A 23,388-nucleotide genomic window follows, 5' to 3' on the forward strand; every position below is an offset into this window, starting at 1 on the left:
TATGATTAAAATAGCACCGTCAATATTATCAGCAGATTTTGCAGATTTAGGAAGAGATGTAGAAAGGTTAAGTAATGCAGGAGCAGACTTCATTCATATAGATGTAATGGATGGACATTTTGTTCCTAATATTTCTTTTGGAATGCCGGTAATTAAGGCCATAAGAAATAAAACTGATAAAGTATTTGATGTTCATCTTATGATAGAAAATCCATCTAAGTATATAGATGATTTTATAGATGCAGGAGCAGATATAATAACAATTCATTATGAAAGTGAAAAACATTTAGATAGAACTATAGCATATATTAAAGCAAAAGGAAAAAAGGCGGCAGTTGCACTTAATCCAGCTACACCTGTGCATTTACTTAAAAATATTATTGCCGAGCTTGATATGGTGTTAATAATGAGTGTTAATCCAGGTTTTGGAGGACAAAAATTTATTGAATATACAATTGATAAAGTGAAAGAAGTTAAGGAAATGAGCATAAAATATAATAAGAATTTGATGATCCAAGTTGATGGTGGTATTGATTCTTCAAATGTTCAAAAGGTAATAGATGCAGGTGCTAATGTTATAGTTGCTGGATCAGCTGTATTTAAAAATGGCGCAATTGAAGAAAATATAAAAGCCTTAAGAGGAATATAGTGAAAGTTTTAATTGTAGGTGGTGGAGATGAGCCATCAGGAAAACTAATGGTAAAGTATGCTAAAGAGGTTGATAAAATAATAGGTGTGGATAGAGGATGTTCATATTTATTAAAAAATAATATTTATCCAGATTATATTGTAGGAGATTTTGACTCCATAAATAAGGAAGATATTAAAAGATTAGAAATTGATAGCATAAGAAAATTTAAGTATAACTGTGAAAAAGATAGTACTGATTCAGATATTGCTATGGAAATAGCTTTGAAGATGGAGTTTGTAGAAATATATATGATGGCTATGACCGGCAGTAGATTTGATCATAGTTTTGCAAATTTAGGACTTCTATGTAAAGCTAATGATGCAGGAGCAAAAGCATATATTATAAATGAAACTAATAAGATATACTTAATAGAAGAAAGTTCTAAAATTAAGAAAGATAATTCATATAAATATATTTCATTTTTAGCATATTGTGATAAAGTAGAAAATTTCAATATAAAAAATGCAAAATATGATTTAGAGAATTACACTTTATATCTTGGTGATAATAGAACTGTGTCAAATGAGTTTTTAGAAGATGACATTGAAGTAGAATTTACTAAAGGAAAAATTTTAGTGATTTTTTCAAAAGATTAATATAAAAAATAATCACCTTATCCCGTTATCTAGCATAGAATAGTTAATGGGGGAAGGTGATTATTTTTAGGAGGTGAAAGGTTAATGAAGATAATTGCTATTAAATTACCTAAATTCCTGTCATGTATAATAAAGTTCTTTAGAAAAAAATAAAAATACATAGGAGGAGTGTTGTAACTTATATGTCTTATAAAAAAATATAATAAAAAATGCAATTGATTTAATCAATTGCATTTTTTATTTGAACTTATATTGCTCTTTCAACCTTACCAGATCTAAGGCATCTTGTACATACATGAACTGTTTTTGGTGTTCCGTTAACTAAAGCTTTTACTCTCTTTATGTTTGGAGCCCAAGTTCTCTTAGATTGACGGTGAGAATGGCTGAATTGTGTTCCAGAAACAACACCTTTATTACAAACTTCGCATCTTCTTGCCATTTAAAAACACCTCCTTATATTTGAAGATTATATCTCTTCAATAGGACGAAATTAAGTTTATCAAATTTTAATATAAAATGCAAGAGAAAAATAAAAAAAAATAAAAAAATGATAATAAAAGACGTAAGATATACGTAAATACATACAAATTTACTTGAATTAATACATTATCTAATATACAATAGCTTTATGGAAATGAAATTAAGGAGGGTTTTGTATGATAGGATATTCAAATAACCTTGGAAATATACATTATTCAGAAGAAGTACTTGCTAAGATAGTAGGTTTATCAACAATGGAATGCTATGGTGTTGTAGGTATGGTATCAAAAAATGCTTCTGAAGGCTTATGGGAACTAATGAGAATTGAAAATTTAAGCAAAGGTGTAAAATTAAATTTTACTGAAGATGATAAATTGAACATTGAATTATTTGTAATGGTTGAATATGGAACTAAGATATCGGTAATAGCAAATAATATAATTCAAAAAGTACGTTATAGTGTTGAAAGCTTTACTGGATTAAAGGTTTCTCAAGTTACGGTAAATGTTCAAGCGGTTAGAGTCTAGGAGGGAATAGGATGAAATATCAAAAAATAAACGGCCATGATTTCTATAATATGGTTGTTAATGCTAGTAATAGGCTATTGGAAGAAAGTGATTTTGTTAATGCATTAAATGTTTTCCCTGTACCTGATGGAGATACAGGAACTAATATGTCAATGACATTTAAAGCAGCTGTAAAAGAAATTGAAAACTTGAATTCAGAGTCTATAGGAGAAACTTCTAAAAAACTAGCAAAAGGTGCCTTAATGGGAGCAAGAGGTAACTCTGGAGTTATTCTTTCTCAAATTTTAAGAGGGATTTCTAAAGGCTTAGAAGGAAAAACAGAAGTTGATGGAAGAGATCTTGCAGTAGCCTTCGAAGAAGGAAGCAAAGCAGCATATAAAGCTGTTATGAGACCAACAGAAGGTACTATATTATCTGTAATAAGAGCAGCTGCTGAATCTGTAACAAATGTAGAAGAAAGTAATGTAATAGCAGTTATGGAAACTGTTGTTACTAATGCTAAGATAATGTTAGATAAGACACCGGATTTATTACCAGCTTTAAAGAAAGCTAAAGTTGTAGATTCAGGTGGAATGGGATTATATATAATTCTTCAAGGAATGCTTGATGCTTTAAAAAATGATATAAAAGCAGAAATAAAGGATGTAGCAGTAAAATCAGCAGGAGCTACAGGTGCAGCCTCTACTGAAGATATAGATATAAAATTCGGTTACTGTACAGAATTTATAATAGTAGGAGATGCATCTAAAGCTAAAGAATTCCAAGATAAAATTGAAAACTTAGGGGATTCTATGATAGTAGTAGGTTATGAAGATGTTATCAAAGTTCATATACATACAAATGACCCAGGCAAAGTATTATCAAATGCTGTTCAGTATGGTGAACTTTCAAAAATAAAGATTGATAACATGAGAGAAGAGCATAGAGAAGTATTAGCTCTTAAAAATGAAGAAGCAGCTAGCGATATTCAAGAGGAAGTTGCACCAGCTGAAAGCAAGAAATATGCGTTTATTTCAGTGGCAATGGGAGATGGAATCACTAGAGTATTAAAAGACCTTGGAGTTGACTACGTAATAGAAGGTGGTCAGACTATGAATCCATCAACACAAGATATGATGGAATGTATATCAAAGCTTAATGCTGATCATATTTTCATATTACCTAACAATAAAAATATCATCATGGCTGCAGAACAAGCAGCAGAAATATCAGATAAAGATATAAGAGTTATTCCAACTAAGAGTATTCCACAAGGAATTACAGCAATAACAATGTTTAACTATGAAGCAGACGTTGATGCCAACGAAGAAACATTAAAAGAAGCACTAGAAATGGTTAAAACAGGTTCAGTTACTTATGCAGTAAGAGATACTGAAATGGATGGAATAGAAATTAAAGAAGGAAATATGCTAGGTTTAGTTGAAAGTAAGATTAAAGCTGTAGGTGAAGATTACTTTGAAGTAGCTAAAGAGATACTAGAGTCAATGATTGATGAAGATAGTGAGCTTATTACTATTTTCTATGGAAAAGATGTTGATGAAAGCAAGATGGAAGAATTCATTGCTGAATTAGAAGATAAATATGATGATTTTGATGTTCAATGTTATAAAGGAGATCAACCATTATACTACTTCATAATGTCAGTAGAATAATAAAAGATAAAGCACAAGAAGCACGTCTTCTTGTGCTTTAATGTTAATTAAAAAATAAATTGTCATTGAGGGTGTGATGTTATGGATGTTTCAAATGATGTTTCGGTATTAAAAGGAGTGGGTCCTAAGCTTTTAGAAAAATTAAATAAGTGTGGAATATTTACTATAATGGACCTTTTATTATACTTTCCAAGAGATTATGAATTTTTAGGTAGCAATATACCGGTAAATGAAATCAGCCATGAGGAAAAGAATGTTCTAACTTGTGCTTGTATGGGATGTTGTGGAGATATAAAGACTAAAACTGGTAAGTATTTGACTACCATAAGGTTTAACTATAATGGGGTAATAATTGAAGGTAAGTGGTTTAATCAAAGATTTATTAAGAATACCTTTAAAATAGGAGAAAAATATGATTTAATAGGTAAGTTTAAAAAAGTAGGAAATAAGCTTGAAGTTGTAAATCCTATAGTAGGTGTTAAGGTAGCTAAGGAAAATGAGATAGTTCCTAAGTATAGTTTAAAGGAAGAATTAACAGATAAGATTTTAATTAAACTTATTTCTAATTGTCTAGAAAATATAAAGATAAATGATAATCTTCCACAAGAAATCATAGATAAATATAAAATGGTGGATCTTGATTTTGCTGTGAGGAATATACATTTTCCTTCTGGAAGAAACCAACTGGAAAAAGCTATCATAAGATTAAAATTTCAAGAACTATTTACTTATTCTATGAAATTGTTGCTTCTAAAAAGAAAGCTGAAGGTGGAAAATGGAATTTCCTTTCCATGGGTAAAGGAGCTAGGTGATTTAAAAGCTGCTCTTCCATATAGTTTGACAGATGCCCAGACTAGAGTAGTAAGAGAAATATTAAGGGATCAAAAGAGTTTATTTCCAATGAATAGATTGGTACAAGGAGACGTAGGTTCAGGAAAAACTGTAGTAGCTCTTATAGCTATTTTTAATGTGGTTAAATGCGGATATCAAGCAACACTTATGGTTCCAACAGAAATACTAGCTAATCAGCATTACCAAGAAGCAAAGAAGCTTTTAGAACCTTTCGGGATACATATAGAGTTACTTACAGGTAGTACTTCTGCTAAAGAAAAAAGAAGAATAAAAGAGCTTATTACTACAGATATGCCTATGGTGGTAATAGGGACTCATGCTCTAATACAGGAAGATGTAGATTTTAAGAATCTAGGACTTGTTGTTACTGATGAACAACATAGATTTGGTGTTGAACAGAGAAATAGGCTTATTAATAAAGGTAGAAGACCAGATGTGTTGGTTATGACAGCAACACCTATACCAAGAACATTAGCTTTATATGTATATTCAGATCTTGATATATCTGTTATTGATAAGTTACCACCAGGTAGAAAACCTGTAAAGACAGAATTCTATAACGGTGGTGATAGAATGATGGCATATGATTTAGCTTTAGATGAAATTAGAAAAGGAAGACAGGTATATATTGTATGTCCTCTTATTGAAGAAGATGAAAAACTATCGTTAAATTCTGTGGAAAAATTATATGATGAATTAAAGGATGGAGTATTTAGAGGGATAAATATTGAAATACTACATGGGAAAATGAAGCCAAAAGAAAAAGATGAAATAATAAACAGATTTAAGAGAGATGAAACTAAAGTTATAATATCCACAACAGTAATTGAAGTAGGGGTAAATGTACCTAATGCATCTGTTATGATTATAGAAAATGCGGAAAGATTTGGTTTAGCTCAGCTTCATCAATTAAGAGGAAGAGTGGGAAGAGGACAATACGAATCATATTGCATTCTTACTGGTAATGCTAAGACCGATACAACAAAAAGAAGAATGGAAATAATGACTGAATCTACTGATGGATTTTATATTTCTGAACAAGATTTAAAATTAAGAGGTTCAGGCGAGTTGTTTGGACTTAAACAAAGTGGTGATGAAGGTTTTGTGTTGGCAAACCTTTATGATGATATTAAAATTCTTAGATGTGCAAGAGAGGAAGGAAAGATGCTTTTAGAGTCTAAAGACCCTAATAAAGTTAAATTGTGTAGAGATATAGCTTACTCTTTAGAAAGATGGAGCAAGTATATATGCTTTAACTAATAAAAAAATTGTTTATAGAAATGTTATATGATAAAATGGTAATGTTAAACTAAAGGAGGAATGTTAATGAGAATTATAGCAGGAAAAGCAAGAGGACGTAAGTTAATACCTCCAGCGACTATGGAAACAAGACCTACATTAGATAGAGTTAAAGAAGCTATGTTCAGTACAATTCAAAATCATATATTAGATGCTGTGGTTATTGATGTATTTGCAGGAACAGGAAGCTTAGGTCTTGAATGTGCCAGCAGAGGAGCTGCAGAGGTATATTTAGTAGATAAGAGTCCGGTTACCTTTCCATTACTAAAACAAAATGTGGAAAATTTAAAATTTGAAGATTGTTGCTATCCGCTGAATATGGATTCATATGATGCACTTAAATCTTTAGCTAAAAAAGGGAAAGTATTTGATATTATATTTATAGATCCTCCATATTGTAAAGAAATGATTCCAGAAGCAATTAAGATAATAAAGGAACATAATTTATTAAAAGAAGATGGAATTATAGTAACTAAGATTGATTCCATTGAAGAAATATATGAGGGCTATGAAGATATAATTTTGACTAAAAGCAAGAAGTATGGGAATACAACTGTATGCTATTATAGAGTTGATTCTGAATTAGAGTAGGAGAAATATATGAGAGTAGCAATTTATCCAGGAAGCTTCGATCCAATAACAAATGGTCATTTGGATATTATCCAAAGAGGATGTAAGATTTTTGATAAGGTTATTGTAGCAGTTCTAATTAACATAGATAAAAAAGGATTGTTTACTATAGAAGAGAGAGTGGAGCTAATTAAAAAATCCACAGCTCATCTGGAAAATGTTGAAGTAGTAAGCTTTAATGGTTTATTAGTAGATTTAGCTAAACAATTTAATGCACGAGTTATTTTAAAAGGGTTAAGAGCTGTATCAGATTTTGAATATGAGCTGCAAATGGCACTTATGAACTCAAAGCTTGATCCAGATATTGAAACATTATTTATGATGACATCTATAGAATATTCATATCTTAGTTCTTCTTCAGTAAAACAAGTGGGAAAATTTGGTGGAGATATATCAGGATTAGTGCCAAGGAAAATTGTTGATGTGGTTAAAACAAGATTAAAATAAAGTTTTATTTTGGGGGGAGTAGTTTGAATAAGGTAGAATTAAATGTTATGGAACTATTAGAATATTTAGAAGAGATACTTGAAAATGCTCCTAAAGTTCCAATAACAGGTAAGGCAATGATTGATACAAAAGAATTTGAAGAAGTAATTGAGCAAATTAGAAATTACTTGCCTGATGAGCTTAAAAAGGCTAAATGGGTAATGGGTGAAAAGGATAGGATTCTTGAGGATGCTCAAAAGGAATATCAAAATGTAAAAAAAGAGACTATGGAAATGATGAGACAAAATATAGAAAATCATGACATGGTTAAGGAAGCTAAGCTTCGTGCAAATGAAATTATTGCCTTAGCACAAAGAGATGCTAAAGCAATAAGAATAGGTTCTAGAGAATATTCAACAGAAATATTATCACAACTTGATAAGGAAATAGAAGAAAAGAAGCTGCAACTTATACAATCAATGCAAGATTCATTTGAAAAAACAGCAAAAGAAATAGATGAAAAAATGACTAAAAGCAGTGATACTATTAAAGAAAACATAAATGAATTAAGAAATATGTAGTTTCTTAAATAATGTATTAATAAGTTTTCCCATTAGTGGAAGTAGTAGTAATGCATATATAAAAAGAACTATTTTATTGGTATTGTAATAAGAGTGAATATATAGGGATGATGAAGTGGTTTCTGTGCTAATAAGAATACTAGAAAATATAAAGGTAATTGTGAAACTAATTATCCCTTGAATAAATTTTATAAAGGAATATTTTTTTAGTGAAATGTTGAATTTGCCTGTAAAAGATGAAATTTGACCAATTATAGATAAGCCAGAAAATGAGCAGATAAAGCTTATAGCGCTGAGCTTAAATATAATTGATGAAGAAATAGAAGTTAAGATTTTGCATCCGTTTGTATATTCAATGGAACCTAGAAAAATTCCGTATAATGAATTGGGAGATAATGATAATACCTTTTCTATATTATTAAAAATAATATTTATTAAGGAACTGTTTTTTATTATACCTATAATAATAGAAAAAATAATTACAAAGGCCCCCACTTGTAATGTAGTATTAATTGCATTTTCAATAGATGTTTTTATTATTACTCCAAAATTGTAGGAGCCGCCAGTCTTTAAAGGATACTCATTAGAATTATTAAATTCATGAGTATTTTTTTTTGTAAAAAAACCTATTATTAAAGGAGAAAGATAATTTGCTATTAAAAGTATGAATCCGTATTTTATGTTTCCTAACATAGCAACACCTACAGAACCTATTAAGAAAATTGGGCTAGCATTTGAAGCAATATTTAATAATCTTAGAAATTCCTCTTTGGAAATATAGCCAAGTTCATAAAGATCACAACAATATTTGCAGCCAAGGGGATAACCACAAAGTATGCTAGCAACAATAGGAAATGACGAGCAATTGGATAATTTTAAAGGCTTGCATATAATTGGACCTAAAATATTTGAATAAAATGAAATACCATCATAATGAATAATAAGGTTACAAATAACTGAAAAAGGAAAAAGAGTAGGTAAAATGGCCTTAATAACCAAATTTAGCCCTGTAAAAGTAGATTCTATACATATACTTAAATTAATGATAAATAGCGCTATAAATAAGGTGATTAATATAGTAATTATTTGATTTTTCCTTAATTTAAGAAGTTTTATAAGTATTATTGAAAGAACAATTATTAAAAGCCATAAGATAAAAATTGTATACATAGTAGTCCTCCTATTAATGAAAGAATAAAAAATAAACTATATATACAATATTTATATGCTTATGGCTTTACATTATTATTATTTTATTATAGGGCTAATTAAATAATCGGAGTTTGCCTTAAGCTCTGGATTCAAAATGGAATAAGCTTTAGTTGCAGCAATATCCAGTTTTAATAGCGGATTTTCAGTGTTTTTAGGAAGTTTGGTAATGAGAGGTATGCTGCTTTGTTTTTTTATAAGGCTAAGCATTTCTCTTCCTTTTTTATTAAAAGCTAAGACTCTAGCATAATGATATTGTTCTAAATCCATCTTAGAATAATTTTCTTTATAAAAGCCAATGTAAATTTGTGTAAGGATTCGAGATATTTTTGTATATGTATATCTTTTGCTTTTTACATTTAAAATCAAGTCATCTAAAGAAGAGCTGTTTTCAATTTCTTTTGATATTTTTTTGTCAATACCTTCCTTAACTTCTGAAAGATTGTTAAAATTTATACAGTTGGTGGTTATTAAATATTTTATATATTGAAACATGCTTTCTTCAAAAGTAAATGGATAGTTTGAAGTTTTAAGCTCTTGTAAAATATTAAATGATTGTTCAGGAACAGCATCCTTAATAAGAGAAATATCGTTTTTGTCCTTTAAGGTTTCTCTTATGGAAGTGGCAGAAGAAAAAGAGTTAGAAAGCTCTTTATCGTTATAGCCTGAACCTTCTCGTTTTAAAGATAAAGGAACTATTTTGCTATTAAGTTTTAAAATAGCCTTAATATACTCAATTCCAAGTATGTTGTTGGAAGAGGAAATGATATTTTCAATGTGTTTATCATTGGTAAATTCAATTAAGGATAACTCTCTTGCTTTGGCAAATGTTAATCCATTATTCATATTTCTTTTTAAAATTTCTTGAAATTCCAATGGTTCATTCACAAGAGTTTGTGCAATTTTAGTCAAAGATTTAACATCACCAGATTCTGAACCGAAGAATAGATTGTTGACAATTCCTAAGGAATTTAAGATAGATATAGCACCGTATGCAAAGAACTCAGCTGATGAAACAGCATAGTATGTAGGAAGTTCAATAACAAGATCAACGCCATTTTCTATAGCCATTTCTGCTCTTTTCCATTTATCTATTATGGCAGGTCCTCCTCTTTGCATAAAATTTCCACTCATTATGCAAATGGTACCATCGCATTTAGTAGTTTTTTTGCACTGTTGTAAATGGTGCAGATGCCCATTGTGAAATGGGTTATATTCAGTGATAATGCCTGTAATATTCATTAGAAAACTCCTTTAAAAAAATATAAAAATATTATAGCATAACATGGGCTTAAGTTGAAAAAAATAAAAAATGTATTAAAAATATTTGAATTTTCTAAAAATTCAAAATATAAAGAAATAATTTATTTCATAAATTTAGTATTGAAAAATATGCACATATAGGAGTATATTATATGATGAAGATTGAGTTCGTATCACTAGAGAAAGGAGAAAGATAATATGGAACTTATGAATAAATTATGGGCTGCTGCTAAAGCAGACAAAAGAAGAATAGTTCTTCCAGAAGGTGATGAAGAAAGAACTATCAAAGCTACAGGGAAGATTGTTGAGTTAGGATTAGCTAAACCAGTACTTGTAGGAGATGAAAACGTAATAAGAAGTAAAGCAAAAGATCTTGATGTTGATCTTACTGGAGTTGAAGTAGTAGATCCTAATAAATCAGATAGATTAGAAGCTTATATAAATGCGTTTTATGAACTAAGAAAAAACAAAGGTATGACAATGGAAAAGGCTGACAAAATAGTTAGAGATCCATTATACTTTGGTACAATGATGGTTAAGTTAGATGATGCTGATGGAATGGTTTCAGGAGCAGTTCACACTACTGGAGATTTATTAAGACCAGGTTTACAAATTATAAAGACTACACCAGGTGTTTCTGTTGTATCAAGTTTCTTTATAATGATGGTTCCAGGTTCTGTTTATGGTGAACAAGGTATGTTATTATTCTCAGATTGCGCTGTTAACCCAAATCCTACATATGAACAATTAGCAGCTATAGCAATAGCTACAGCAGACACAGCTAAGAATCTTTGTAAGATTGAACCAAGAGTTGCAATGTTATCATTCTCAACAATGGGAAGTGCTGACCATGAAATGGTTGACAAAGTAAGAAAAGCTACAGAATTAGCTAAAGAATTAAGACCAGACTTATTAATTGATGGTGAATTACAATTAGATGCTGCTATAGTACCAAGTGTAGCTGCACAAAAGGCTCCAAATAGTCCAGTTGCTGGAAAAGCAAACGTGTTAGTTTTCCCAGATTTACAAGCAGGAAATATTGGATATAAATTAGTTCAAAGATTTGCAGGAGCAGAAGCTATAGGACCAATGTGTCAAGGATTTGCTAAGCCAATCAATGACTTATCAAGAGGATGCAATGTAGACGATATTGTTAACGTTGTAGCTTTAACAGCTGTTCAAGCTCAAGCAAAATAATATAGATAAATGTTCAAAGCACAAGGCATTTTAGAGTATTAAAAAAATTTTTATAGACATTATAGTGAGGTGTTTTTTTATGAAGGTATTAGTTATAAATTGTGGAAGTTCTTCATTAAAGTATCAATTAATCGATATGGCAACTGAAGAATCATTAGCTCAAGGTTTAGTTGAAAGAATAGGAATTGAAGGTTCTGTTTTAACTCAAAAGGTTGAAGGAAAAGATAAATATATAGTTAAAGAACAAATGAAAGATCACAAAGATGCTATCAGATTAGTTTTAGCAGCTTTAGTTGATGAAAATAATGGTGTTATCAAGTCAATGGATGAAATTTCAGCTGTTGGGCACAGAGTAGTTCATGGTGGAGAAAAATATAAAGAATCTGTAGTTATTAATGATGAAGTTAAAGCTAATATAGAAGAATGCTTCAAGTTAGCTCCATTACATAATCCAGCAAACATGATAGGTATAAAGGCATGTGAAGAGTTAATGCCAAATACTCCAATGGTAGCTGTGTTTGATACTGCTTTCCACGGAACAATGCCAGAAGATGCATATCTTTATGCATTACCATATGAACTTTATGAGAAACACGGAATAAGAAAATATGGTTTCCATGGAACATCTCATAAATATGTTTCTCAAACTTGCGCAGAAGTTATGGGAAGAGACATAAAAGATTTAAAAATAATTACATGCCACTTAGGAAATGGTGCAAGTTTATGTGCTGTTAAAAATGGTGTATCTGTTGATACTTCAATGGGATTCACTCCACTTGAAGGTTTAGCAATGGGAACAAGATGTGGTAACATAGATCCTGCTATAGTTACTTTCTTAATGAAAGAAGAAGGATTATCAGTAGATGAAGTAAATGATTTATTAAACAAAAAATCAGGTGTATTAGGTATATCAGGAATAAGCTCAGATTTCAGAGATATCGAAGATGCTGCATTTAACAAAGATGACAGAAGAGCTAAATTAGCATTAAAAATATTTGAATACAAAATAAGAACTACTATAGGTGCATACGCAGCTGCTATGGGTGGTGTTGATGCTATCGTATTTACAGCTGGTGTTGGAGAAAATGGACCAGAAACTAGAGAAAAATGCTTAGAAGGATTAGAATTCTTAGGTGTAGAAATAGATAGAGAAGCTAATAATGTAAGAGGTAAGGTAAGAGAAATATCTAAAGCAGGATGCAAGGTTAAAGCATTCGTTATCCCAACTAATGAAGAATTAGTAATTGCAAGAGATACTTTAGAGTTAATTAAAAAGTAAGAATAAATTACTTGACTTTTATCGACACACTTTATATAATAAATGTTGTTTGAGCCACAAATGGTTCAAACAATAAATCTAAGGAGTGAAAAAGCTGCTTTGCTCGAGCTGTGCCTAGCACAATATATTAAATACGTTTAATATGAGGAGGAAATCCAGAGCTAAGAATATGATTATAAAATTTTCAGATTTACTTGCTAAAGGCGGTAGAAATAAAGAAATTAAATTATCATTTGAATTCCAACCTGTAAAATTTGAAGGTGAGGAAATTAAAGCAGTTTCCATGGTTGATGTAAATGGCCAAGTTAATTCAAAAGATGAAGTTCTTGAATTAAAGGCTCATGTTAAAACAAACTTAGAACTTACATGTTCAAGATGTTTAGACACCTTTATCTATCCAATAGATATTGATATAGAAGAAAGGTTTACAAAAAGTAAAGAACTTCAAGATGATGAAGAACTTATTTTTGTAGAGGATGATACATTAGATATTATCCAAATCGTAGAAAATTGTATTATTTCAACCTTACCTATCAAAAGACTTTGTAAGGAAGACTGTAAAGGTCTGTGTTCACAATGTGGAACTAATAAAAATATTAAAGAGTGTCAATGTGATGACTTTGATGTAGATATTAGGCTTGCAAAGCTTAGAGAGTTGTTTGGGGAATAAGGAGGTGTAATAATGGGAAATCCAGCTAGAAAGACATATAGAGCAAAAAGAGATTCTAGAAGAGCTCAAACTTTTAAGTTAAGCTTACCAGGAATAGTTGAATGTCCACAATGCCACGAAATGAAGATGGCTCACAGAGTTTGCAAAAACTGTGGATTCTACAAAGGTAAAGAAGTTGTTGCTTCAACTGAACAATAGAAAGAAAGTCTTATGACTTTCTTTTCTTTATATACAGATTTTTTTTAAAAGGAGTGAGAATGATGAAAATAGCTATAGATGGAATGGGTGGAGATAATGCACCAGCAGAAATTGTCTCAGGCGTTATAAAGGCCATGGAGGAATTTAAAGATATAGAATTTTATATAACTGGACCAGAAGATGCTATTAAAAAGGAAATTGCAAAAAATAACTATAGTGGTAATAATATTATTATTATTGATTCTAAGGAAGTAATCACCACTAATGAACATCCTGTAATGGCAGTTAGAAGAAAGAAGGATTCAAGTCTTTGTAAAGCTTTAAATCTAGTTAAAGAAGGAACTTGTGATGCAGTAATTTCAGCTGGTAGTACGGGGGCATTCTTAGCTGGGTGTACTTTTATTGTAGGAAGAATAAAAGGAATTAAAAGACCTGCATTAGCCCCTGTTATGCCAGGAAAGAATGGAAGTTTTATAATAGTTGATGCTGGAGCAAATGTTGATAGTAAGCCAGAGTATCTTGTTCAATTTGCCCATATGGGAAAAGAATATTATAAAGGTGTTTTAAACGGGGAAAACCCTTCAGTAGGACTAGTAAATATAGGTGAAGAAGCAGAAAAGGGAAATGATCTTACAAAAGAGACATTTAAACTTTTATCAGAAGAAAAGCTAAACTTTATTGGAAACATAGAACCTAGAGATATAACAAAAGGTGATGTTAACGTAATTGTATGTGATGGTTTTGCAGGAAACACCATACTTAAGATGTATGAAGGTACTGCATCTACAATCATGAAAGTAATAAAAGAAGAAGTAATGGCTTCAGGTATTGTTTCTAAGATAGGGGCAGTATTATTAAAGCCTGTATTTAATAATATAGCAAAGAGATTTGATTATAAAGAATATGGCGGAGCACCTTTCCTAGGCGTAGATGGTATTTGTATAAAAGCTCATGGAAGTTCAGATGCAAGAGCTTTTAAAAGTGCTATAAAGCAAGCTAAAATGTTTTATGATAACAAAGTTTTAGACAAGATAAAAGAAAATATATAAGATATAACTAGTATATGGTGATAATATAAATTTTATAGTGTATATTGACGTATGTTACAATATATAATATTATCTAAATGGGCGTAGTGAGGAGGTGAGATTATGTTTGAAAAAGTAAAAGCTTTAATAGCGGATAAATTAAGCATAAATGAAGATGAAATAACAATGGAATCAGCATTTGTTGATGATTTAAATGCAGATTCATTAGATATAGTTGAGCTTATAATGGCTTTAGAAGATGAACTTGATATGGAAATACCAGATGATGAAGCTGAAAAGTTCGTTACTGTTGGTGATGTAGTTAAATTTATTAAGGCACATGTTGAGGAATAAATAAAATCCCGCAGTATTTGCGGGATTTTATGATATATTTAAATAAATTAAAAAAAGGCTAAGTATAGTTTATTCTTGAATTTGTTTATAACGAAAGCAAGTTGAAGAATAAACTTGGAGGAGTTGTTGAAATGAAAGAATACATAGAAGAGGTTCAAAAGATTATTGGAATAAAGTTTAATGAACCTAAATTATTAGTAACAGCATTAACTCATTCTTCATATGCAAATCAGCATAGAGAAGAAGAGTATAATGAAAGATTTGAATTTTTAGGAGATTCAATACTTCAGCTTACAATAACGGAGTATTTATTCTTAAACTTTAAAGATAAAAGTGAAGGAGAACTTACAAAGATTAGAAGTCTAATTGTTTGTGAAAATTCTTTATATGAAATAGGAAAGTCTTTGGATTTAGGAAATCACTTAAGAATGAGCAAAGGTGAAGAACTTACTGGGGGACGTGAAAGAGTATCTTTAATAGCAGATGCTGTTGAGGCTTTAATAGCAGCAATATATTTAGATAAAGGTTTAGAATATGCTAAGGACTATATTATAGGTGCATTTAAAACTATAATAGAAAAAGCTATTAATAATGATATAATTTTAGATTACAAGACTAGACTGCAAGAATACCTTCAAAAAAATGGAGAAATATCTATAGTTTATGAATTAATTAAATTTGAAGGACCTCCACATAGAAGAAAGTTCTATACAAAGCTTATTATAGACAATAAGGAAATATCAAGTGGTGAAGGCTATAGTAAGAAAGAGTCTGAACAGGATGCAGCTAAAATAGCATTAAAACAAATGGAGAAGAGTAATGAGTAAGAATTATTATATAATACCAGTATTTATATCACATCAAGGATGTCCACATCAGTGTGTATTTTGTAATCAAGATAGAATAGCAGGAGTTTATGATGAAGTAACAGCAGAAGATGTAAGAGAAAGAATAGATAGTTACTTAGATACAATGAACACTAAAAATTCTACAATAGAAGTATCGTTTTTTGGAGGGACTTTTACAGCTATTCCAGTGATAAAGCAAAAAGAGCTTTTAGCAGTAGCTATAGAATATAAAAATAAGGGGCTTATCCATAAGATAAGATTATCCACAAGGCCAGATGCAATTAATGGATACATATTAAGCTATTTAAAAGAATTTAAAGTTGATATAATAGAATTAGGAGTACAGTCATTAGATGATAATGTTTTAAGATTAGCAGGTAGAGGTCACAGTGCTTATGATGTTGAAAATGCCTCTAGACTTATTAAAGCAGAAGGATTTACATTAGGCCATCAGATAATGCCTGGACTTCCAGGAGATACAAAGGAGATTGACTTAGCAACTATTAAAAAATCCATAGAAATGAAGCCAGATATAGCAAGAATATATCCGGCCTTAGTAATCAAGGATACTCCTATGGAGACAATGTACAATAGAGGAGAGTATGAGCCATATTCACTTGACATGGCAGTAGAAGTTTCAAGAGAGATGCTGAAACTATATAATGCAGCTAAGGTTAAAGTTATTAGAATTGGTCTTCAACCAACAGATACCATAGCTGAAGGAAAAGATGTGGTGGCTGGACCATTCCATCCAGCCTTCAGAGAGCTAGTGGAAGGATCGTTAATTTGTGAGAATATAAAAGAGAAGACTAATGAATCAAGTGACATAATAATTGAGATAAATTCAAAAGATATTAGTAAATTATATTGTAATAAGAAGCAATACTTTAATGAATTTAAAAAAAATAGACATGGCAAAGTATTTGTGAAGACAGTTGATAAGCTAAAGAGGGGTAGAGTTAGAGTAACGGTTATAGAAAAGGTTGAAGAATTTAAAATCTAAATATGGAGTGATATATAAATGAAAAAGAAGACAAGAGAAAAAATGATATATGCTATTTCTGTATTTATGTTAATTTCTTTTATTTTAGGGTTGATTCCAGTACTTATGTAGTTAAAAAGGAGTGAAGTCATGTTTTTAAAGTCGTTGGAAGTGCGTGGGTTTAAATCTTTTGCAGATAAAACAGAGCTGGAGTTTAAAAAAGGCGTAACTGCCGTGGTTGGGCCTAATGGTAGTGGTAAAAGTAATATATCTGACTCAGTAAGATGGGTACTAGGAGAGCAAAGTGTTAAAAGCCTTAGAGGGGGAAAAATGGAGGATGTAATTTTTGCAGGAACTCAATTTAGAAAACCTCTAGGACTTGCACAGGTTTCTCTTACTTTAGACAATTCTGATGGTACTCTGCAAACTGATTATAATGAAATTACAGTGACAAGAAGAATATTTAGGTCTGGAGAAACAGAGTACTTAATTAATAACCAAAAGTGTAGATTAAAAGATATTACTGAGCTTTTCATGGATACAGGTATAGGTAAAGAAGGATATTCAATAATTGGGCAAGGAAAGATTGATGCCATCTTAAGTGGAAAGGCAGAAGATAGAAGAGCACTTTTAGAAGAGGCAGCTGGAATAGTAAAGTATAAGTCTAGAAAAGAAGAAGCAGAAAAAAGGTTGGATAATACTGACAATAATCTAGTGAGAATAAGAGATATTATTGCTACTTATGAAGAAAGACTTGAGCCATTAAGAATTGAAAAAGAAAAAGCTTTAGAGTACAGAGAATTAGCTGAAGAGCTAAGAATTAAGGAAGTATCTCTGCTTGTTCATAATATTGAAGAGATAAAGAAGGATTATGAGCAGGTATCAACGGAATTAGAAGAAAAAGAAAAAGAAATAAATGCTAAAAGAGAAATTTTAGACAAATTTAAAGAAAACTTAGTTTCTTTAGAAAAAGAAATTGAATCTTTAGAAGAAAAAAATGCAAAAGAAAAAGATGAGTACTATAAAGGTAGAGAAGAAGTAAATCAAAATGAAAAAGATGTAGGTCTTTTCAATGAAAGAGTGCAAAATTTCAAAAATATGATCCTTAAGGGCGAAGAAGAAATTAAGACTTTAAAGATAAAGGTGGCAGATTTACAGTCTTCAAAAGAAGCTATTGAAAAGAAGCTTTCATCTAAAGAGGAAGAAAAGAACAATAAATTAAATGAATTAAATGAGATAGATAGCACTATAAATGAGATTAATAATGAAATAAAAAAATTTGAAATGGAAATTGCTCAATTAAAGAATGAAGAGATAAATAATATTTCAAAAAATTCTAATTTAAATAATTTAATTGTTTCTTTAAGAAAAGACGTAGAAACCAATGAAGAAAAGCAAAGAAATATAAAAGTTAATATTGAAAATTTTGAACGTAATTTATCTGTAAATAAAGGAACTATAAAAGGTTTAGAGGATAATATTAAAGAGACAAAAGAAACAATTAAGAAGTTACAAGAAGAGGGGATAAGCCTAAAAAAAGCACTATCTCATGAATATAATAATTTAAGTGGACAAGAAAAGAAACTTAATTTACTTACAAAGAAAATAAATGAAACAGAAGCTAGACATAATGTTTTAACTAATTTAGAAAAGCATTATGAAGGATATAATAGAACTGTTAAAAATTTAATGGAGCATGTCAATGCTGGCAGAGTAAATGGCATCAGCGAAATAAATGTTGTTGGTGAAATCTTTAAGGTGGAACAGCAATATGAAATAGCAATTGAAATTGCATTAGGAGCTGCCATATCTAATGTTATAACACAAAAAGAAGATGATGCTAAAAAGCTTATAGTTTTTTTAAAGACAAAGGGATTAGGAAGAGCAACGTTCCTTCCATTAAATATTATTAAAGGTAGAAGAATTACAATTCCTAATAATGTGAAAAATTACGAAGGGTATTTAGGTATTGCTTCTGATTTAATATCATTTGATGAAAAATATAAAGATATAATAGATTATTCATTAGGAAGAACACTTATAGCTAAGGATATGGATGCTGCATTATATATTTCAAAGATGGGGCAGCATAATTATAAAATTGTTACCTTATCAGGAGAAGTTATAAACCCAGGTGGGGCACTAACTGGAGGAAGTATTCAAGGAAAGAATACAAATCTTTTAGGAAGAAAGAGAGAAATAGATGAATTAGCTATTTCCTTAGAAAAACAAAAAAGTGATTTAAAATCACAAAAAACAGCATTTGAAGAAATTAAGAAGAAGATTAAGAATTTAGATGAAGAAATATTAAATAAGAGAGAAGAAATTCATCAAAAAAATATTGATTTAACAATATTAGATGGTGATGTAAAAGCTTTAATTAATGAAGTAGATAAGGTGAAAAAATCTATTAAGTTTAGTAATGAAGAACTGGAGAGAGTTGTAGAAGCCTTTAAAGTATTAAATGATAGATTGGAAGTTAAAACTAAAGAACTAGATACCTTGGAGAATAGAAATAAAGAAGGGCAAGAAAAGATTAAAAGCTTAGATAAGGAGCTTGAAAATAGAAGAGAAAAACTTGAAAATATCAGGAATTCCTATACAGATATAAGAGTATCAAAAGCTGCCTTAGATGAAAGTCTTGAAGGTGATAAGAGAGAACTTTATGCTAAGAAGGCAGAAATAAATGAAGCTACAGAAAAGATTTTATCTTTAGATGGAGAAATAAAATCTAATTTAGATAATATTACAGTTCTTGAAGAAGGTATTGAAAATAAAAAAGATACCATAAATAATCTGAATAAAAGATTATCAGAATTGGAAAATGTATTTAAAGAAGATGAAGTTAAAAGAATAAATTTAAAGGAAAATCAAAAATCTAAGCAGTCAGAATACAACTTATTTGTTGAAGACATAAAGGTTCATGAAAATGAAATGAATAAGAAAGCTATTCAAAATGCTAAAATAGAAAGTGAGCAGGAAGCTTTATTAAATAAGCTTAACTCTGAATTAGAACTTACACTTGCTGAAGCAGAAGAAATTGCTGTAAAGATAGACAATATAAATTCTGTAAGGGATATGGTCTATAAATTAAAGAATAAAATAGCAGCACTGGGAACTGTAAATTTATCTGCCATTGTGGAATATGACGAAGTTTGTGAAAAATATGAATTTATGTCTACACAAGAAGAGGATTTAGAGAAAGCAAAGGAAGAGTTGCAATCTGTAATAGATGAAATGACCATTAAAATGAAAGAGTTATTTGAAGAAAACTTTAAGATTTTAAATGAAAACTTTGAGGAGACTTTCAAGGAATTATTTAACGGTGGTACTGCAGAACTTATATTAGAAGATGGTGATGTGTTAAAATCTAATATAATTATAAATGTTCAACCAGCAGGCAAGAAGTTGCAAAACATAAACTTGATGTCTGGAGGAGAAAAAGTTCTTTCAGCAATAGCTTTATTATTTGCTATATTAAAGATGAAGCCAACACCATTCTGTATCTTAGATGAGATAGAAGCGGCACTAGATGATGCTAATGTATATAGATATGCAGAGTTTTTAAAGAAATTCTCAAAAAACGTCCAGTTTATTGTTATAACACATAGAAAAGGAACAATGGAAGCAGGTGATGTCATGTATGGCGTGACAATGGAAGAAAAGGGTGTATCTAAAGTAGTGTCAGTAGATTTAGATAATGAGTAGGAGGATAACTATGTTTGGAAAATTATTTAATAACTTAAAAAATGGATTAACTAAAACAAAAAATGCTTTAACAGATAAGATTAATGAAACATTAAAATTAGCTATAACAATTGATGAGGATCTATACGAAGAATTAGAAGAAATACTAATAATGGCTGATATTGGTATGGATACTACTATGGAAATCATTGATAGATTAAAAGATAAAATTAGAAAAGAAAAAATTAATGATGTGGAACTAGTAAGACCAGCATTAAAGGAAGTAATTCTTGAAATTATGACTGAAAATGATGATGCAACAGAAGAGGCTCTTCATGGTGAAAAAGAAGTAATGCTTGTGATAGGTGTAAATGGTGTAGGAAAGACAACTAGCATAGGTAAGCTTGCTGCTAAAAATAAAGCTGAAGGTAAGAAAGTATTATTAGCTGCAGCTGATACTTTTAGAGCTGGGGCAATAGATCAGCTGGTAGTTTGGAGTGAAAGAGCTAAGGTGGATATTGTTAAGCATGAAGAAGGTTCAGATCCAGCTGCAGTAGTTTTTGATGCAATAAATGCTTCAAAGTCAAGAAATGTAGATTTATTAATTTGTGATACTGCAGGAAGACTTCATAATAAAAAGAATCTTATGGATGAGTTAGGTAAGATAAATAGAATAATTGATAGAGAGCTTAGTGATGCAAGAAAAGAAACATTATTAGTTCTTGATGCAACTACAGGTCAAAATGCTGTAATGCAAGCAAAGCAATTTTCAGAAGTGTGTCCAATAGATGGTATAATTCTTACTAAACTTGATGGTACAGCTAAAGGTGGTATAGTAATATCTATCAAGAATACACTAAAAATGCCTGTAAGATATATAGGCGTTGGAGAAGGAATAGAAGATTTGCAAGAATTTGATGCAGAGAGCTTTGTTGAAGCACTATTTTAATTAATGATGAATTATGAATGATGAATTTTGGAGGAAACTCTTAGGAGTTTCTTCAAATTACATTTATAAACAAACAAAAAAATATTGATGAATAGTTAAGTTTATTATATATTTATTTTATTAGATTAAGAAAATTTTTATCTTATAGAGAAAGAAAATGTGTTTTAACACCTTTATTTATGCGGTTTTACCGTATTCAACAAAAAAATACAAAGTGTTAAGTGAAAATACTTGACACATGTAATTTTCTTTGATAAAATTTCAGAGGTAGGTAAGGTGATTGCAGATGGAAGATAGAGTTGAGATTTCTTTACTGATGGACATATACAGTCCATTATTAACAGAAAAACAAAAGAATATCATGGAACTTTATTATAACGATGATTTATCTCTTGCAGAAATAGCAGAGCTAAATAATACTAGTCGTCAAGCAATACATGACCTTATAAAAAGATGTTATAAACAAATTCTATCCTATGAAGATAAATTAAATTTGCTTAAAAAATCATTAGAAAAAGAATCAGTAATTGAAGCTTTGTTAAATGATATGAAGAAAAAGTATTCTATAGAGGAAAAGGATTTAGAGGAATACAAAGATATCTTGTTTAATTTATAGACTAGGAGGGTTTAAACATGGCTTTTGAAGGTTTAGGCGAGAAGCTGCAGGAAACATTTAAGAAGCTTAGAGGTAAAGGGAAGCTTGGTGAAAAAGATATAAAAGAAGCCATGAGAGAGGTAAAGCTTGCGCTATTAGAAGCTGACGTAAACTTTAAAGTAGTTAAAAAGTTTGTTAAAAATGTTAGTGAAAAATGTGTTGGTAGCGAAGTGTTAGAAAGTCTAACACCAGCTCAACAAGTTATTAAAATAGTAAATGATGAACTTACAACTCTTATGGGTGGAAGCAAAAGCGAAATTGATTTTAGTGGTGTGGGACCAACAGTTATTATGATGGCTGGTTTACAAGGTGCCGGAAAAACTACAATGAGTGGTAAGCTTGCGCTTCAACTTAGAAAGAATCATAATAAAAGACCGCTATTAGTTGCATGTGATATATACAGACCAGCAGCTATTAAGCAATTAGAAATTGTAGGTAAGCAAATTGACGTTCCAGTTTTTCAAATGGGTGATAAAATAAGCCCAGTTGAAATAGCTAAAGAAGGTATTAAATATGCTAGAGAAAATAGCTTGAACGTTGTAATAATAGATACAGCAGGACGTCTTCATATTGATGAAGAATTAATGACTGAGCTTAAAGATGTGAAAGCTGCCGTAGATCCAAATGAAATTCTACTAGTAGTTGACTCAATGACAGGTCAAGATGCTGTAAATGTAGCAGAAACTTTTAATGAAGCACTAGATATAAGTGGAGTTGTTTTAACAAAGCTTGATGGTGATACAAGAGGTGGAGCTGCACTTTCAATAAGAGAAATGATCCAAAAACCAATTAAGTTTATTGGGGTTGGAGAAAAGATGAATGACTTTGAAGTCTTTCATCCAGATAGAATGGCTTCAAGAATACTTGGTATGGGAGATGTTCTTTCTTTAATAGAAAAAGCACAAGAAGCCATAGATGAAAAAGAAGCTACTGAGTTAAGTCAAAAGATGTTAGAAAATGATTTTACATATGATGATTATCTAACAGCACTTGAACAAATGAAAAAACTCGGACCATTAAATAAGATTATGGAAATGATACCTGGGATGCCTAAGGAAATTAAGGATATTGATTTTGCTGCAGGAGAAAAAGAGTTAGCTAAAGTTAAAGCAATAATTCAATCAATGACAGCAAAAGAAAGAAAAAATCCAAAACTTATTGTTGGATCTTCTTCAAGAAAGAAGAGAATTGCCCAAGGGTCAGGAACATCGCTTCAAGCAGTTAATAAGCTTATAAAAGGTCACGAAATGATGAGAAAACAAATGAAACAGTTTAAATCATTAACCAAAAAACCTGGTAAAAAAGGATTATTTGGCAAGTTACCTTTTTAAGAAA

The 23,388-nt window shown here is 30.3% G+C and carries 23 protein-coding genes; 20 read left to right on the forward strand and 3 right to left on the reverse strand.

The window, feature by feature from the left end; all coding sequences use genetic code 11:
* Position 1: 1 nt before the first annotated feature.
* Both rpe and Q5O44_RS08745 read left to right on the forward strand, forming a co-directional pair.
* Positions 2 to 649: a ribulose-phosphate 3-epimerase gene (gene rpe, locus Q5O44_RS08740; protein WP_022168032.1), complete on the forward strand. Its 648-nt coding sequence runs from the start codon at positions 2 to 4 to the stop codon at positions 647 to 649.
* Complete coding sequence (locus Q5O44_RS08745; protein ID WP_022168033.1) at positions 649 to 1,287, forward strand: thiamine diphosphokinase; 639 nt, start codon at positions 649 to 651, stop codon at positions 1,285 to 1,287. Before rpe ends, Q5O44_RS08745 begins: the two co-directional genes overlap by 1 nt.
* Before the next feature lie 247 nt (positions 1,288 to 1,534).
* Here Q5O44_RS08745 and rpmB read toward each other — a convergent pair whose 3' ends face one another.
* Positions 1,535 to 1,726, reverse strand: coding sequence for a 50S ribosomal protein L28 (rpmB, locus tag Q5O44_RS08750; RefSeq protein WP_022168034.1), 192 nt, complete (start codon positions 1,724 to 1,726; stop codon positions 1,535 to 1,537).
* A 217-nt stretch (positions 1,727 to 1,943) separates the two neighbouring features.
* Between rpmB and Q5O44_RS08755 the strand changes: the two genes are divergently transcribed.
* The 6 genes from Q5O44_RS08755 (at position 1,944) to Q5O44_RS08780 (ending at position 7,734) form a co-directional block, all read left to right on the forward strand.
* Complete coding sequence (locus Q5O44_RS08755; protein ID WP_022168035.1) at positions 1,944 to 2,294, forward strand: Asp23/Gls24 family envelope stress response protein; 351 nt, start codon at positions 1,944 to 1,946, stop codon at positions 2,292 to 2,294.
* Positions 2,295 to 2,305: 11 nt separating this feature from the next.
* Complete coding sequence (locus tag Q5O44_RS08760) at positions 2,306 to 3,946, forward strand: DAK2 domain-containing protein (protein WP_022168036.1); 1,641 nt, start codon at positions 2,306 to 2,308, stop codon at positions 3,944 to 3,946.
* 81 nt (positions 3,947 to 4,027) lie between these two features.
* Positions 4,028 to 6,058: an ATP-dependent DNA helicase RecG gene (gene recG, locus Q5O44_RS08765; protein WP_022168037.1), complete on the forward strand. Its 2,031-nt coding sequence runs from the start codon at positions 4,028 to 4,030 to the stop codon at positions 6,056 to 6,058.
* 66 nt (positions 6,059 to 6,124) lie between these two features.
* A complete protein-coding gene (gene rsmD / locus Q5O44_RS08770; RefSeq protein WP_022168038.1) occupies positions 6,125 to 6,688 on the forward strand; it encodes a 16S rRNA (guanine(966)-N(2))-methyltransferase RsmD in 564 nt (187 codons plus the stop codon).
* A 9-nt stretch (positions 6,689 to 6,697) separates the two neighbouring features.
* The gene (gene coaD, locus Q5O44_RS08775) at positions 6,698 to 7,174 is read left to right on the forward strand and encodes a pantetheine-phosphate adenylyltransferase (protein ID WP_022168039.1); all 477 of its coding nucleotides are present in this window, start codon (positions 6,698 to 6,700) and stop codon (positions 7,172 to 7,174) included.
* 23 nt (positions 7,175 to 7,197) lie between these two features.
* A complete protein-coding gene (locus tag Q5O44_RS08780) occupies positions 7,198 to 7,734 on the forward strand; it encodes a hypothetical protein (RefSeq protein WP_022168040.1) in 537 nt (178 codons plus the stop codon).
* Here the strand turns inward: Q5O44_RS08780 and ylbJ are convergent.
* Positions 7,720 to 8,904 carry a sporulation integral membrane protein YlbJ gene (gene ylbJ, locus Q5O44_RS08785; protein WP_022168041.1) on the reverse strand — a complete coding sequence of 395 codons (1,185 nt, stop codon included), beginning with the start codon at positions 8,902 to 8,904 and terminating at the stop codon, positions 7,720 to 7,722. The two genes, Q5O44_RS08780 and ylbJ, sit on opposite strands and share 15 nt — an antisense overlap.
* Before the next feature lie 78 nt (positions 8,905 to 8,982).
* A complete protein-coding gene (locus Q5O44_RS08790; RefSeq protein WP_022168042.1) occupies positions 8,983 to 10,185 on the reverse strand; it encodes a nucleotidyltransferase in 1,203 nt (400 codons plus the stop codon).
* 219 nt (positions 10,186 to 10,404) lie between these two features.
* On the opposite strand from Q5O44_RS08790, the gene pta reads away from it, so the two are divergent.
* The 12 genes from pta (at position 10,405) to ffh (ending at position 23,384) form a co-directional block, all read left to right on the forward strand.
* On the forward strand, positions 10,405 to 11,403 hold the full coding sequence (pta, locus tag Q5O44_RS08795) for a phosphate acetyltransferase (protein WP_022168043.1): 999 nt from the start codon (positions 10,405 to 10,407) through the stop codon (positions 11,401 to 11,403).
* A gap of 79 nt (positions 11,404 to 11,482) precedes the next feature.
* Positions 11,483 to 12,682 (forward strand): acetate/propionate family kinase, encoded by a 1,200-nt coding sequence (locus tag Q5O44_RS08800; RefSeq protein WP_022168044.1) that lies wholly within the window; start codon positions 11,483 to 11,485, stop codon positions 12,680 to 12,682.
* 169 nt (positions 12,683 to 12,851) lie between these two features.
* Positions 12,852 to 13,352 carry a DUF177 domain-containing protein gene (locus Q5O44_RS08805; protein ID WP_022168045.1) on the forward strand — a complete coding sequence of 167 codons (501 nt, stop codon included), beginning with the start codon at positions 12,852 to 12,854 and terminating at the stop codon, positions 13,350 to 13,352.
* Between the two features lie 12 nt (positions 13,353 to 13,364).
* Positions 13,365 to 13,550: a 50S ribosomal protein L32 gene (gene rpmF, locus Q5O44_RS08810; RefSeq protein WP_022168046.1), complete on the forward strand. Its 186-nt coding sequence runs from the start codon at positions 13,365 to 13,367 to the stop codon at positions 13,548 to 13,550.
* A gap of 62 nt (positions 13,551 to 13,612) precedes the next feature.
* Positions 13,613 to 14,599, forward strand: coding sequence for a phosphate acyltransferase PlsX (plsX, locus tag Q5O44_RS08815; RefSeq protein ID WP_022168047.1), 987 nt, complete (start codon positions 13,613 to 13,615; stop codon positions 14,597 to 14,599).
* 102 nt (positions 14,600 to 14,701) lie between these two features.
* Positions 14,702 to 14,932, forward strand: coding sequence for an acyl carrier protein (gene acpP, locus Q5O44_RS08820; RefSeq protein WP_022168048.1), 231 nt, complete (start codon positions 14,702 to 14,704; stop codon positions 14,930 to 14,932).
* Between the two features lie 131 nt (positions 14,933 to 15,063).
* Entirely contained in the window at positions 15,064 to 15,759 is a 696-nt protein-coding gene (gene rnc, locus Q5O44_RS08825; protein WP_022168049.1) for a ribonuclease III, read from the forward strand.
* A complete protein-coding gene (locus Q5O44_RS08830) occupies positions 15,752 to 16,783 on the forward strand; it encodes an elongator complex protein 3 (protein ID WP_022168050.1) in 1,032 nt (343 codons plus the stop codon). Before rnc ends, Q5O44_RS08830 begins: the two co-directional genes overlap by 8 nt.
* 129 nt (positions 16,784 to 16,912) lie before the next feature.
* Positions 16,913 to 20,470 (forward strand): chromosome segregation protein SMC, encoded by a 3,558-nt coding sequence (gene smc / locus Q5O44_RS08835; RefSeq protein WP_022168052.1) that lies wholly within the window; start codon positions 16,913 to 16,915, stop codon positions 20,468 to 20,470.
* 10 nt (positions 20,471 to 20,480) lie between these two features.
* A complete protein-coding gene (gene ftsY / locus Q5O44_RS08840) occupies positions 20,481 to 21,398 on the forward strand; it encodes a signal recognition particle-docking protein FtsY (protein WP_022168053.1) in 918 nt (305 codons plus the stop codon).
* Between the two features lie 286 nt (positions 21,399 to 21,684).
* Positions 21,685 to 22,014, forward strand: a complete 330-nt coding sequence (locus Q5O44_RS08845; protein ID WP_022168054.1) for a putative DNA-binding protein — start codon at positions 21,685 to 21,687, stop codon at positions 22,012 to 22,014.
* A gap of 17 nt (positions 22,015 to 22,031) precedes the next feature.
* Positions 22,032 to 23,384, forward strand: coding sequence for a signal recognition particle protein (gene ffh / locus Q5O44_RS08850; protein ID WP_022168055.1), 1,353 nt, complete (start codon positions 22,032 to 22,034; stop codon positions 23,382 to 23,384).
* Positions 23,385 to 23,388: the final 4 nt, after the last annotated feature.

Source organism: Clostridium sp. CAG:221, assembly GCA_000435835.1.
Taxonomy (GTDB): domain Bacteria; phylum Bacillota; class Clostridia; order Clostridiales; family Clostridiaceae; genus Clostridium.

Bases quoted from the DNA above. Each gene is read 5' to 3' on its own strand.
- rpe (WP_022168032.1), top strand. From the start codon at position 2: ATGATTAAAATAGCACCGTCAATATTATCAGCAGATTTTGCAGATTTA.
- rpmB (WP_022168034.1), bottom strand. From the start codon at position 1,726: ATGGCAAGAAGATGCGAAGTTTGTAATAAAGGTGTTGTTTCTGGAACA.
- Q5O44_RS08755 (WP_022168035.1), top strand. From the start codon at position 1,944: ATGATAGGATATTCAAATAACCTTGGAAATATACATTATTCAGAAGAA.
- Q5O44_RS08760 (WP_022168036.1), top strand. From the start codon at position 2,306: ATGAAATATCAAAAAATAAACGGCCATGATTTCTATAATATGGTTGTT.
- recG (WP_022168037.1), top strand. From the start codon at position 4,028: ATGGATGTTTCAAATGATGTTTCGGTATTAAAAGGAGTGGGTCCTAAG.
- rsmD (WP_022168038.1), top strand. From the start codon at position 6,125: ATGAGAATTATAGCAGGAAAAGCAAGAGGACGTAAGTTAATACCTCCA.
- coaD (WP_022168039.1), top strand. From the start codon at position 6,698: ATGAGAGTAGCAATTTATCCAGGAAGCTTCGATCCAATAACAAATGGT.
- ylbJ (WP_022168041.1), bottom strand. From the start codon at position 8,904: ATGTATACAATTTTTATCTTATGGCTTTTAATAATTGTTCTTTCAATA.
- Q5O44_RS08790 (WP_022168042.1), bottom strand. From the start codon at position 10,185: ATGAATATTACAGGCATTATCACTGAATATAACCCATTTCACAATGGG.
- pta (WP_022168043.1), top strand. From the start codon at position 10,405: ATGGAACTTATGAATAAATTATGGGCTGCTGCTAAAGCAGACAAAAGA.
- Q5O44_RS08800 (WP_022168044.1), top strand. From the start codon at position 11,483: ATGAAGGTATTAGTTATAAATTGTGGAAGTTCTTCATTAAAGTATCAA.
- Q5O44_RS08805 (WP_022168045.1), top strand. From the start codon at position 12,852: ATGATTATAAAATTTTCAGATTTACTTGCTAAAGGCGGTAGAAATAAA.
- rpmF (WP_022168046.1), top strand. From the start codon at position 13,365: ATGGGAAATCCAGCTAGAAAGACATATAGAGCAAAAAGAGATTCTAGA.
- plsX (WP_022168047.1), top strand. From the start codon at position 13,613: ATGAAAATAGCTATAGATGGAATGGGTGGAGATAATGCACCAGCAGAA.
- acpP (WP_022168048.1), top strand. From the start codon at position 14,702: ATGTTTGAAAAAGTAAAAGCTTTAATAGCGGATAAATTAAGCATAAAT.
- rnc (WP_022168049.1), top strand. From the start codon at position 15,064: ATGAAAGAATACATAGAAGAGGTTCAAAAGATTATTGGAATAAAGTTT.
- Q5O44_RS08830 (WP_022168050.1), top strand. From the start codon at position 15,752: ATGAGTAAGAATTATTATATAATACCAGTATTTATATCACATCAAGGA.
- smc (WP_022168052.1), top strand. From the start codon at position 16,913: ATGTTTTTAAAGTCGTTGGAAGTGCGTGGGTTTAAATCTTTTGCAGAT.
- ftsY (WP_022168053.1), top strand. From the start codon at position 20,481: ATGTTTGGAAAATTATTTAATAACTTAAAAAATGGATTAACTAAAACA.
- Q5O44_RS08845 (WP_022168054.1), top strand. From the start codon at position 21,685: ATGGAAGATAGAGTTGAGATTTCTTTACTGATGGACATATACAGTCCA.
- ffh (WP_022168055.1), top strand. From the start codon at position 22,032: ATGGCTTTTGAAGGTTTAGGCGAGAAGCTGCAGGAAACATTTAAGAAG.